This window comes from Paracoccus sigandri, assembly GCF_003709565.1.
GTDB classification, from domain to species: Bacteria; Pseudomonadota; Alphaproteobacteria; order Rhodobacterales; family Rhodobacteraceae; genus Paracoccus; species Paracoccus siganidrum.
Genome location: NZ_QNRC01000004.1, coordinates 120,978 through 132,860, shown reverse-complemented (window position 1 = coordinate 132,860; position 11,883 = coordinate 120,978). Strand labels below are relative to the sequence as shown.

The 11,883-nt window shown below is 69.5% G+C and carries 9 protein-coding genes; 1 reads left to right on the top strand and 8 read right to left on the bottom strand.

Annotated elements, in window-relative coordinates:
- The 6 genes from C9E82_RS04775 to C9E82_RS04750 form a co-directional block, all read right to left on the bottom strand.
- Positions 1-1,017, bottom strand: coding sequence for a TRAP transporter substrate-binding protein (locus tag C9E82_RS04775; RefSeq protein ID WP_119900243.1), 1,017 nt, complete (start codon positions 1,015-1,017; stop codon positions 1-3).
- A 40-nt stretch (positions 1,018-1,057) separates the two neighbouring features.
- Entirely contained in the window at positions 1,058-2,935 is a 1,878-nt protein-coding gene (locus tag C9E82_RS04770) for a TRAP transporter large permease (RefSeq protein WP_119900244.1), read from the bottom strand.
- 209 nt (positions 2,936-3,144) lie between these two features.
- Positions 3,145-3,729, bottom strand: coding sequence for a histidine phosphatase family protein (locus C9E82_RS04765; RefSeq protein ID WP_240643644.1), 585 nt, complete (start codon positions 3,727-3,729; stop codon positions 3,145-3,147).
- Between the two features lie 36 nt (positions 3,730-3,765).
- Complete coding sequence (locus C9E82_RS04760) at positions 3,766-4,503, bottom strand: calcium-binding protein (RefSeq protein ID WP_119900245.1); 738 nt, start codon at positions 4,501-4,503, stop codon at positions 3,766-3,768.
- Positions 4,504-4,578: 75 nt separating this feature from the next.
- A complete protein-coding gene (locus tag C9E82_RS04755) occupies positions 4,579-8,652 on the bottom strand; it encodes a non-ribosomal peptide synthetase (RefSeq protein ID WP_119900246.1) in 4,074 nt (1,357 codons plus the stop codon).
- A 36-nt stretch (positions 8,653-8,688) separates the two neighbouring features.
- Positions 8,689-10,041 (bottom strand): oligosaccharide flippase family protein, encoded by a 1,353-nt coding sequence (locus C9E82_RS04750; RefSeq protein ID WP_119900248.1) that lies wholly within the window; start codon positions 10,039-10,041, stop codon positions 8,689-8,691.
- A gap of 313 nt (positions 10,042-10,354) precedes the next feature.
- On the opposite strand from C9E82_RS04750, the gene C9E82_RS24030 reads away from it, so the two are divergent.
- Entirely contained in the window at positions 10,355-10,567 is a 213-nt protein-coding gene (locus tag C9E82_RS24030) for a hypothetical protein (RefSeq protein ID WP_147393130.1), read from the top strand.
- A 370-nt stretch (positions 10,568-10,937) separates the two neighbouring features.
- Here C9E82_RS24030 and C9E82_RS04745 read toward each other — a convergent pair whose 3' ends face one another.
- The gene (locus C9E82_RS04745; protein WP_122449211.1) at positions 10,938-11,324 is read right to left on the bottom strand and encodes a YigZ family protein; all 387 of its coding nucleotides are present in this window, start codon (positions 11,322-11,324) and stop codon (positions 10,938-10,940) included.
- Between the two features lie 65 nt (positions 11,325-11,389).
- Entirely contained in the window at positions 11,390-11,824 is a 435-nt protein-coding gene (locus C9E82_RS04740; protein WP_119897217.1) for a Fur family transcriptional regulator, read from the bottom strand.
- Positions 11,825-11,883 lie beyond the last annotated feature (59 nt).

The following is an 11,883-nucleotide window of genomic DNA, read 5'->3' as shown; positions in this document are numbered from 1 at the left end:
TCAGGCCAGGCTGCGCCCGACCGCGGCTTCCAGGATCGCCCAGGCCTCCTCGCCATAGGTGGCCTTCCACTGCGCATAGAAGCCCGCCTCGCGCAGCTTGTCCTCGAACGGGGCGGGATCGACGTCGTTGAAGACGAAGCCCTCGGCCTCCAGCTCGTCCTTCAGCGAGGCGTTCAGCGCCATCACGTCGGCGCGCTGGTCGTCGGCCGAGGCGTTGAAGCTGTCGGCCACCACCTGCTGGACATCCTCGGGCAGCGCGTTCCATGACCGGCGGTTGCCCAGCAGCCAGAAGCCGTCCCACATGTGATTGGTCATGGACAGGTATTTCTGCACCTCCCACATCTTGGCGACCTTCATGATCGCCAGCGGGTTTTCCTGGCCGTCGACGATGCCGGTCTGCAGCGCCGTATAGACCTCGGCGAAGTTGATCGAGGCCGGGGCCGAGCCGAAGGCCGTGTAGAGCGAGGTCCAGAGCGGGCTGACCGGCACGCGGATCTTGAAACCCTGCAGGTCGGCGGGCGTCACGATGGGCTTGGTCGAGGAGGTCGTCTGGCGGAAGCCGTTGTCCCAGATCTTGTCCATGACGACCAGCCCGGCATTCTCGATCTGGCCGCGCGCATAGGCCCCCAGGTCGCCGTCCATCGCCTTCCAGACCGTGTCGTAATCGGGGAAGGCATAGCCCACGCCGTTGATCGAGGCATTGGGCACCAGCGTCGACAGGATCACCGGCGACAGCTGGAAGAACTCGACCCCGCCCGAGCGCAGCTGGCCCAGCACGTCGGTATCGGCGCCAAGCTGGTTCGAGGGGAAGATCTGCAGGTCGAACCGGCCGTCCGTGGCTTCGAGGATCGCCTTGGCGGCCTCGGCCAGGCGGACGTTGCTGGGATGTTCCAGCGGCTGGTTGTTGGCGATCTTGTAGCTGAATTCGGCGGCGCGGGCCATGCCGGGCCTGATGAAGGGCGCGGCCAGCGCGCCCGCGGCGGCGCCCAGCAGAATGGTGCGGCGGTTGATGCTCATGATTTCCTCCTCCCCGAGGGTTTCAGTCGTGTCAGTCGTCTCAAAGCAGGGCGGTCGAGAACCAGGGCACCGCCGCGATCAGCAGCAGGCCGACGACCAGCGCGCCCAGATAGGCCCAGATCCGGCGCATCACCTGGTCGGCGGGCACGTCGGCGATCTTGCAGGCGATGTAGAAGCCGATGCCGATGGGCGGCGCCATCAGCCCGATATTCATCGCGGTGACGATGACCATGGAATAATGGATGTCGTGGATCCCCAGGCCGCGGGCGATGGGGAACATGATCGGCGCCAGCAGCACGATGGCCGGCAGCCCCTCCAGCACGCAGCCCAGCACCAGGAAGATCAGGATCGAGGCCAGCATGAACACCACCCAGCCGCCCGGCAGGCCGGTGACGATGTTCATCAGGTCGCGTGCAAATCCCGACTGCGTCAGCGCCCAGGCCATGGCCGAGGCCGCGCCGAGGATCAGGAGGATCGCGCCGGACATGGCCGCGGTCTCGACCAGCATCGCCCCCATGCGGCGGCGCGGGATGCCGCCGTAAAGCACGATGCCGATGATGAAGGCATAGACCACGGCGATGGTCGAGACCTCGGTCGCGGTGGCGACGCCGCCGCCCACCAGGCTGCGGATCATGAAGGGCAGCACCAGCGCCGGCACCGCGACCAGCGCGGCCTTCAGCACGAAGGGCATGGTGGCGCGGGTGACGCCCGACATGTCCTCCCTGCGGGCCTTCCAGCGCGCCAGCACCGCCAGCACGACCAGCAGCACCAGCGCGATGGCGAAGCCCGAGGTGAACAGCCCCGCGATCGACACCCCCGCGACCGAGCCCAGCACGATCAGCACGATCGAGGGCGGCACCGTATCGGCCATGGCCGCCCCGGTGGCCAGCAGCGCGGTCATCTCGGGCGCGGAATGGCCGCGACGGCGCATCTCGGGGAACAGCGCGGGGGCGACGGTCGCCATGTCCGACACCTTCGATCCCGAGATCCCCGAGACCAGGAACAGCGAGCCGAGCAGCACATAGCTCATTCCCGCCTTCACATGGCCCAGCAGCGAGGCGAGGAAATTGACGATGGCCCGGCCCATGCCGGTCGCGTCCAGGATGCAGCCCAGCAGCACGAAGACCGGCACCGACAGCAGGATCAGCGAGGACATCCCCTCGTCGATCCGGCCCATCATCACGAAGATCGGCGCATGGCTGGCGAAGGTCAGATAGGCCAGCGTCCCCAGCGCGAAGCAGAAGGCGATGGGCACGCCGATGCACAGCAGGAAGGCGACCAGCAGGCCCAGCCAGATCGGCAGGTTCCAGTTGCCGATGCCCATCATCACGGGCCGCGCCTGCCACAGCAGCAGGGCCAGCGCGCCGGCAACCAGCAGCGTGCCCAGGATCGTGCGCCATTCGCGGGTGCGGATCACCGACAGCACCGACAGCACCGACATCAGCGCGATTCCCGTCGGCAGGGCCGAGGCGCGCCAGGACATCGGCAGCCCCAGCGCGGGCGAGGTCACATAGCTTTCCTCATAGGCATATTCGACCGCCACCGGCAGCAGCCGCAGCAGCAGCACGCAGACCAGCACCTGCCCCGCCACCTCCAGCACCCTGGCCAGGCGGGGCGGCAGCAGCGGCAGGAAGACGGTCAGCTTCATATGCTCGTGCCGGTCCACGGCCAACGCCGAGCCCAGCATCGCCATCCAGATGAAGCTCAGCGAGGCGACCTCGTCGCCCCAGATCAGCGGCTTGGCCAGCACATAGCGGAAGAAGACATTGGCCAACACGGTGACGATCATCACCAGCAGCAGGCCCGCCGCCGCGATCTCGACCGGGCGCATCCAGGGTTCGGCGCGTTTCGGCTCGGTCAGCGCCTCGATGCCGCCAAGCGCAAGCTCGGCCTCGCTGCGGGCCTCGGTCAGCTGCATGTGTCGTCCCTCCCGTTCCGGCGCGGGGCTCTCCCCTCCCCCTTTGCCCGGCGTCCATGATATGGACGGACAGGCCGCGCCTCGGGCGGAGTTAGGAACGATATTTCACATCATGCAAGCCGGAAAATGACGTTTCCCCGGAATTTTTGCCGCAGTGGAATGCCCGGCCGGGCCAGGTCATTCCACATCATGGAAGCGCATGTCCGCAGTCAGCGCAGCAGCTCGTGCCGCCCGCCGGCGACGACATGGATCGCACCCTGTTCGACGGCCATCTCGTCCAGCCGCGACAGGGGCCAGCCGAGCGCCATGATCCGCAGCATCCGCAGGGTGATGCCATGGGTCACGACCAGCGCCGGACCGTCCAGCCCGTCCAGGAAGGCGCGGCAGCGGGCCGAGAGGCCGGCAAAGCCCTCGCCCCCCGGCGCGCGGTCATACCAGTCCAGCCGCCCGCCCGCGAAGACCTGCGGCAGGCGTTCGCGCAGCGGCAGATAGGCCTCGCCGGTGAAGTCGCCGATGTCGATCTCGACCAGGCGCGGATCGGTGGCGAAGGGTGCGGGGCCGAAGACGATCCGTGCCGTGGCCAGCGCCCGGCCCTGCGGGCTGGCGAAGCGGGCGGCCGCGATCCCCGCCGCCAGGTCGCGCTGGCGTTCGGCCTGCGCCAAACCGAGGGCGGTCAGCGGCGAATCCAGCCGCCCCTGCATCCGGCCGGCCGCGTTCCATTCCGTCTGGCCATGCCGCATCAGATAGAGATCGGGATACATGCCGTCCGCGCCCATGAAAAAAAGAGGGGCCATCTCTGGCCCCTCCCTGCTCGACGGTCAAGCCGTTCTTCAGAACAGGAAGTCGTCACTGTCCATCTGTCCAACCCGGAAATCCTCGATGATCAGCTTGTGACTGCCGATGTCGATATGCACGTCGCTGCCCACCTGGCGCGCGGCGCCGCGCACGTCGGACCAGCTGTTCAGGCCGTTCCAGCTGCGCAGGTCGATCTCGTCGTCGCCGGGCTCGAAATCGGTGATCCGGTCGCGCCCGCCGTTGAAGACGAAGCGATCGGCCCCCTCGCCCCCGGTCATCACGTCATTGCCCGCGCCGCCGTTCAGCGTGTCGTTGCCCTCGCCGCCGGACATGGTGTCGTTACCGGCCATGCCCATGATCAGGTCGTCGCCCTCGCCGCCCAGGGCGCGGTCGTTGCCGGCGCCCAGGCGGATGACGTCGTTACCCTCGGCCCCCACAACGTAGTCGTTGCCGGCCCCGGCGCGGAGGGTGTCATTGCCCTCGCCCCCGAAAAGCCGGTCATGGCCCTTGCCGCCATCCAGCAGGTCGTTGCCGCTGCCGCCATAGATGGTGTCGTTGCCATTGCCGCCGAACAGCCGGTCCGAGCCCTTGCCGCCCCAGATCAGGTCATGCCCGGCATTGCCATAGATCAGGTCGTCGTCGTCCTGGCCGTGGATCGTGTCGTTGGCGCCATTGCCGCGGATCGTATCCTCGCCGTCGCGGCCATAGATCAGGTCCGCAACCGAGGTGCCGTTCAGCCGATTCGCTTCGTCATTGCCGATGATGCGTGCCATCTTTCCGTCCTTCCAGCTGCGCAGGGCGGGACTGTCGCCCTGCCTCGATACAGCAAGAACGCCGGTCTCCGGGATTTATTCCGGATCGTTTTCGCAGGCGGGCGGAAAACCGCGGATGGGTGCCGACAGCGGGGGCCGATCCGCCGCCGCCGCCCGCTCCAGCAATGGGCGCATGTGGCCGGCCAGCTCGCGCACATGCGGTTCCTGCAGCATGGTCAGATGCGCGCCGCCGGTCCGGATCATGCGCAGCCCCGCCGGGGCGACCACGTTCCAGCCCAGCCCCGAGGCGATACCCTCGGGCGTGTCGCCGTGGTCGTCGCCGGCGCGGAACAGCGTGATCTCGCGCGGATAGGGGGCGGGGTGATAGGCGGCGATGGCAAGGTCGATCGCCGCCTGATGCGCCGCGACATTGCCCCGGTGGCCCAGCAGGCCGAAGACCCGGCCGCGGCGCGCAAGTCCAAGGCGCAGCCGCTCCAGCCGGAAGCCCAGCTCACCCCGCACGGTCTGCCAGCGCCCGGTCACGACACCGCGGAAATTGCGCCGCAGCCGCGACAGGTAATGGGTGATCCCACCCCGCGGCGCGCGGCGGGGACGGCCGCCCGGCCCTTCCGCATCCAGCAGGTAGAGCGCCGCGACATCGCGCCCCGCCGCCAGCAATTGCTGGGCCAGCTCGAAGGCCAGATAGCTGCCCTGCGACACCGCGATCAGCTGCACCGGGCCGTCGGGCGCGAGGCGGTCGATATTGGCGCGATAGATCGCGGCGATCTCGGGCAGGGTCGTCGGCGCGGCCGGGTCCAGCAGGTCCAGCGTCAGCCCCATCAGCGGCTGGTCATCGCCCAGATGCGCCGCCAGCGGCCGGAAGAAGGCCCCGCCCGCGCCCAGGATATGGACGGCGAAAAGCGGCGGCATGTGGCCCAGGGGCTGGATCGGCACCAGGCAGTTGGGCAGCTCGTCCGCCTGGCCGCGCGCCAGCTCGGCGGCGATCAGCCGCGGCGTCGGCGCCAGATAGAGCGTCGCCAGCGTCAGCCGCTGCCCGAAATGGCGCTCCAGCAGGCTCATCAGCCGCACCGACAGCAGCGAATGGCCGCCCAGGTCGAAGAAGGACTGGTCGGGGCCGACCCGGTCGCGGCCCAGAAGCGTGCAGAAGATCTGCTGGACCTGCGCGGTGGCGGGATCGACGGGCTGGTCCGCATCACCCCCGTCCTCCTCCTGCGTCGCGGCGGGGCGCGGCAGGCGGGCCATGTCGACCTTGCCGCCCGGCGTCTGCGGGAATTCCTCCACGGTCACGATCTGCGGCAGCATATGGGCGGGCAGATGCCGCCGCAGCGCCTCGGCCAGCGCGGCCTCGTCGACCGGGCCCGCGCCTTCGTGCAGCCGGACCCAGGCCAGGATCCGCGCCTGGTCGCTGCCGGGCCGGTCCAGCCCCGCCACCGCCGCCGCCACCGCCGGATCGGCCTCCAGCTCGGCCTCGATCGCGGAAAGTTCGATCCGGTAGCCGCGCAGCTTGATCTGGCGGTCGATGCGGCCGTGATAGGCCAGAAGCCCGTCCTCGCGCCAGGACGCCTTGTCGCCGCTGCGATAGAGCCGCGCGGGCGGGAAGAACGGGTCGGGCGGGAAGGCCGCCTCGGTCAGGTCGGGCCGGCCCAGATAGCCAAGCGCCACCGCCGGACCCCCTAGCCACAGCTCTCCGCCGACGCCATCGGGCGCCAGCGAGCCGTCGGCGGCCATGACATGGGCGCGGGCATGATCGGTCGGCCGGCCGATGGGCACCTCGCCGCCCTCGAAGGGGGGATCGGCCGCGTCGTACCAGGTCGAGGTGATCGTCGCCTCGGTCGGGCCATAGCAGTTCAGCCAGCGGACCTGCGGGCAAAGCCGGCGCCAGCGCAGCAGCAGGTCGCCCGAGATCCGCTCGCCGCCCACGATCACCAGCCGCAGGCTGTCGGGCAGCCGGGCCGCGCCGCGCGAATCCTCCAGATGCGCGACCAGCACATGCCAGAAGGCGGTCGGCAGGTTGCTGACGGTGATGCCCTGTTCCTTTAACGCCGCCAGCAAGAGGGGCATGGATTGCGCCACCTGGTCGTTGCGCAGCACCAGCCGCGCCCCCGCCAGCAGCGTGGGCAGGATCTCCTCGATCGAGACATCGAAATTCAGGCTGGCGAATTGCAGCACCCGGTCGTCGCCGGTCAGGCCGAAGATGCGGGTGATCGCCTGGGCGTGCTGGGACAGCGCCCGGTGCGGGACCTCGACCCCCTTGGGCCGGCCGGTCGAGCCCGAGGTGAAGATGACATAGGCCCGCCGCTCGGGGTCGTGGGGGCCGCGCGGGGGCGGGCTGGCGCTTTCGCCGCCAAGCGCGGGATCGTCCAGCAGCAGCACCGGGATCGCCTGCGGCCCCAGATTGGCGGCGGCATCCGCGCAGGACAGCAGCGCCACCGCGCCCGAGCGGCCGATCATGTCCTGAAGCACCGCCAGCGGATAGGTCGGATCCAGCGGCAGGAAGGCCGCCTGCGCCTTCAGGACGGCCAGCATGGCGGCGACGAAATCAGGGCCGCGCGGCAGCGCCAGCCCGACGATATCGCCCGGCCCGACCCCCTGCGCGCGCAGCTGCTGCGCCAGGTGGTTGGCGCGGGCGTCCAACGCGCCGAAGCTCAGCCCGCCCGCCGCGCCGATCTGCACCACGGCCAGCCGGTCGGGATGGCGGCGGGCGACGGCCTCGAAGCGCGCCGCCACGCCCTCGGGGTCCGCGACGGTCGCGAGTTGCGGCACCCCGCGCGACAGCAGCAGGCGCGATTCGGCGGCGGGCAGCATGTCGATGCGCGACAGCGGCACGTCGCCGGCCCCGGCCATCGCGACCAGCGCGCCGCGCAGGTAATCCGCCAGCCGCACCGCGCCCCGGTCCGAGACCTTGGCGGGATCGTATTCCAGCCGCAGCAGCATTTCGGGATCGTCATAGGCCGACAGGGTCAGCCCGGTCGCCATCTGGCTGTATTCCTCGAACCGGCGATGCGCCCATTCCGGCCCCAGCGCCCGCATCTGCCGCGGCAGGGAGCCGCGGTCGAACATCACGATGCTGTCGAACAGCCCGACCCCGCCGGGAATGTCGCAGATCCCCGCCAGGGCCGACATCGGCACATGCTCATGCGCGCGGGTGTCCAGCGTGAAGCCGCGCAATTGCCGCAGCAGCCCGTCCAGCGTCTGGCCCGCCAGCCGCACCCGGCAGGGCAGCGTGTTGATCTGGCAGCCGGCGATCCCCGCCCCGCCCGGCAGCAGGTGGCGCCCCGAGCGGGTCAGCCCGAACAGCGCCTCGTCCCGGCCCGAACAGCGCGCCAGCACCAGCGCCCAGGCCGCCGAGACGATATTCGCCGTGGTCGCCTGCGCCCGCCGCGCCCGGTCGCGGATCGCCTCGGACAGATCCTCGGGCAGCCGGTCGGAAATGCAGCGGCGGACCTGGGGATCGGCGGCCGCCGCGTCCTCGGGCGTCGGCGCGAAGACGGGGTCCAGCACATTGGGCGCATCGACGCCCGACAGGTGCCGGCGAAAGAAGTCCTGCGCCGGGCCGTGATCCAGCGCCGCCACCGCCCGGCAATGATCCACGAAGCCCGGACGGCCCGGCGCATCGGGCGCCGGCACGCCCCCGGCGCGGCGCGTCTGGTAGAGCACGAACAGGTCGTGCAGCAGCAGCCGGTAGCCGCCGCCGTCCAGAAGCGCATGGTGGAAGGTCCAGACCATCACCCAGCGCATCGGTTGCAGCCGGATCAGCCGCACCCGCCACGAGGGCGCGCAATCGTGCCGGATGCCCTGGCGCCGGTCCTGCTCCAGCCACAGGTCCTGCGCCGCCTCCTGGACCTCGGCCTCCTGGTCGCTCCAGTCCTGGCGGGCGAAATCGACGACGACCCCGGACATGAGCGACTGGCTTGGCCCCTCGGGGTCCAGCGGGTTCAGCTGCAGCCGCAGCACGTCATGGCGCGCGGCCAGGTCCTGCCAGGCCGCGGCCAGGGCCGGGGCGTCGGGCTCCTCTCCCTCGAATCGGCACAGGACCTGCAGCACGTTCAGCGCGGGCTTGCCCGAAAGCTGGCTCTCGAACAGCAGACCAAGCTGGCTGTGCGTCATTGCAGCGGTCTGCTCCACGCCGAACTGGCTGTAGACGGTCAATGTCGCGTCCTCGAAAAACCCACGCCCGTCAAAACATCAGGGAAGCGCCGCGATCGTGGCCGCATGCAGCCACAGGGCGAATCCCGCACCAACAATGGACACCAGCCCCATGATCGCGTCGTGAACCGGGTCCCAGGCGCCATAGCGCCAGGCCAGCCACGCCACGATCGGATAGGACAGAAGATAGGCCAGCGCCTGCCCCAGGACCGCGCCCTTCAGGCCCAGCCAGGCCGCCCCCGCCCCGACGCAGGCCAGCATCAGCGCGCCCCGCGCGACGCTGACCAGGCAGAACATGCGCGAGGCCCCGACGGTCAGCGCGATCTGGTCATAGCTCTGCACGATCAGCTGCGGCAGGAAGGCCAGCGACAACAGCACCAGCACCGGCCCCGCCGCCGCATAGCGCGGATCATAGAGCAGCCCGACCAGCCAGACCCCGATCACCGCCAGGAACAGCCCCAGCCCCACCAGCGACCCGCTGAGCAGGAAGCGGAAGCGCCGCAGCGCCGCGAAATTCGCCGCCGAGGCCGAGGGCGGGCGTTCGCGATAGAGCGGGATCATCAGCCGCCCGACCAGCGCGCCGCCCAGCATCCCCGGCACGGCCGCCAGGAAATAGCCGATATTGTAGATGCCCAGCATCTCCAGCGTCAGGAACTTGCTCAAGACCAGCTTGTCGCCCTGCGCCGCCAGATAGCCCGCGACCGTGCTGGCGAAGATCCAGATGCCGAAGCCCAGCAGTTCGCGCAGCGCGGTCGGGTCGATGCGGAAGCGGTTGCCCTGCCCCGGCAGGCCCCGGACCATCAGCCCCAGTCGGATCAGCGAGGCGACGATCTGCCCCGCGACCAGCGCCCAGACCGAGCCGGTCAGCGCCGCCAGCCCGATCATCACCAGGATGCCGCAGGCCTGGCTGGCCAGCTCGAAGGCGGTGATCCGGCCCAGCTCCATGTGCCGCGCGGCGGTATCGACCCGCGTCGGCTCGAATCCGCCGATCAGCAGCACCAGTGCCGTCACCGGCAGCAGCTGGGCCAGTTGCGGGATGTCGTAGAAATCCGCCATCGGCCGCGCCAGCAGGCAGGCCAGCCCCCACAGCAGCGCGCCCCGGATCAGGTCCAGCGACCAGGCGGTGTCCAGAAACAGCTGCTCGTCGCCGCGCGGGCTGCGCAGGATGGATTGCGCGATGCCGATGTCGGAAAACATCTTCAGCCCGATGATCAGCACCGTGACCAGCATCATCAGGCCGAAGGCCTCGGGGACCAGCAGACGCGTCAGGATCAGGTTGCTGACCAACCGCAGCGCCTGCCCGCCGCCGAAACCGATCAGCGTCACCATCGAGCCGCGCAGCACGCGCGCGGCCAGCCCGCCCCCGTTCAGATGTCGCCCCACAATCCGCATCGACAGGCCGGCCATCTCTCCAATCCGCTCCCGGAATCGCTCCGGGCCAAACATGGTCACGGAACCGCGAGGATGCGCAAGAATCTGCCGATCGGTCAACACACGGTTATCCGGAATTTGTCCATTATGCCGCAAAATCACGGGAGAAATACAACTTCACGTTGATCTCGGGTCGAAATTCTCCCCCCCGCCTGCCGTGTCGCGAAAGGCGTCACCCCCGGCGACAGGATCCGGCTCATCCCCGTGACGCGCCCTTAACGAAGAGGATACCTATGACGTCAAACGCACGCCGCATTCCGCGATGGAGCTGGTCATGCTGATCGAACTCGGCGAGGGCCACGCGATCACGCTGCCCGACCACCTGCCGCGCGGGGTGCGACGCCTCCTGAGCAACCGGACAATCCGTCATAACGGCCCGCAAAGACGGGCCTTTTTTTGTGGGTGCCTTCGCATGGTCTGGCCGGCAACCAAATCCCGACAAAAACGCTTATCTCAATACACCCGAGTATTTCAGTCAACTATTTGAAAACAAACAGGTTTCTTGACCTCGCCCGGCGAATCACCTAAACAGCCTCAAGACAGCCAGCCAGCCCCTTGCCAGCAAGCTGATACCGGACCCGCCAGCCAGCCTTCGCCAGCCCGCCGTCCGGAAAGACCCCCGCCAGCAGGATGTCGATCCAGCCAGCCCCCGTGCCGCCAGCAAGCCATCGCCTGCCAGCCGCCGCAGAACCTGCCAGCATGTCGCCAGCCCTGCCAGATCGCCAGCCAGCCAGACGCCCGCGCGCATTCCAGCAAGCCGAAACCGCCAGCACGCCTTCGCCCGCCAGCCCATCGAGACCCGCCGCCCGGACAAGGCCAGCCAGCAACCGACGCCAGCCTGCCCCGCGGTCCGATCCTCAGCCCCGGCGCCCCTCGCCGCCCGCCAGCCCGGTCTCCTTCAGGTAATGCCGCACCGCGTCGGCGACATGCCGGAACCGGTCGCCCCCCAGATGCTTGCCGCCATACCAGCGCGTGACCACCACGACGTGATCGGCCAGCCGCGCGCGCTCCAGCATCTGCAGGATCAAGGCCCCCGCCCCGCTCTCGCCATCGTCCTCCTTGACCGGCTCGCCCCCCAGGACCGCCGCCCAGGAATGATGCGTGGCCTTCGCAAAGCGCTTGTTCCGCTTCAGCCCCGCCAGCAGCGCCGCCACCTCGGCCCGGCTTGCGGCCGGCGCGCCCGACACCGCATAGCGCGATCCGCGATCGGAAATGATCCTGTCGAAAACCCGCAATTCCGCCATCTTCATCTTGGCCCAAATATCCCGGGGGAGTCGCCGCCAGGCGACGGGGGCAGCGCCCCCTTCCCCTAGCCCGGCACGCCCCCGCGCCTGCGGCGCACGTAAAGCTCCATCCGGTGATGGACGATCTCATAGCCCATCTCGGCCGCGATCTCGGCCTGCAGCCGCTCGATCCGGTCGCTGGTGAATTCCATCACCTCGCCGGTCTCGACATCGATCATGTGGTCGTGATGCTGCTGGTCGGCCGCTTCCCAGCGCGCGGGCTCGCCCTGGAATTCCAGCTTCTCGATCACCCCCTGCGCCTGCAGCGTGGTCAGCGTGCGATAGACGGTGGCCAGCGACACCCCCGCCCCCGCCGCCTCGGCCCGCGCATGCAGCTCGGCCGCGTCGGGATGGTCGGCGCTCTCGGCCAGCACCCGCAGCAGCGCCGCACGCTGCCGCGTCACCCGCACCCCCGCCGCACGCAGCGCCTCTTCCAGCTGTTTCGCACGCTTCTCGGTCATGCCCGCTTCATGCCCCAGCACGCCGCCAGTTGCAACTGACACGGGCCCTTTCCCACAGG

Excerpts from the sequence above, each read along its gene's own strand:
- C9E82_RS04770 (WP_119900244.1), bottom strand. The coding sequence starts at position 2,935 with ATGCAGCTGACCGAGGCCCGCAGCGAGGCCGAGCTTGCGCTTGGCGGC.
- C9E82_RS04745 (WP_122449211.1), bottom strand. The coding sequence starts at position 11,324 with ATGGCGGAATTGCGGGTTTTCGACAGGATCATTTCCGATCGCGGATCG.
- C9E82_RS04760 (WP_119900245.1), bottom strand. The coding sequence starts at position 4,503 with ATGGCACGCATCATCGGCAATGACGAAGCGAATCGGCTGAACGGCACC.
- C9E82_RS04740 (WP_119897217.1), bottom strand. The coding sequence starts at position 11,824 with ATGACCGAGAAGCGTGCGAAACAGCTGGAAGAGGCGCTGCGTGCGGCG.
- C9E82_RS24030 (WP_147393130.1), top strand. The coding sequence starts at position 10,355 with ATGCTGATCGAACTCGGCGAGGGCCACGCGATCACGCTGCCCGACCAC.
- C9E82_RS04775 (WP_119900243.1), bottom strand. The coding sequence starts at position 1,017 with ATGAGCATCAACCGCCGCACCATTCTGCTGGGCGCCGCCGCGGGCGCG.
- C9E82_RS04765 (WP_240643644.1), bottom strand. The coding sequence starts at position 3,729 with ATGGCCCCTCTTTTTTTCATGGGCGCGGACGGCATGTATCCCGATCTC.
- C9E82_RS04750 (WP_119900248.1), bottom strand. The coding sequence starts at position 10,041 with ATGCGGATTGTGGGGCGACATCTGAACGGGGGCGGGCTGGCCGCGCGC.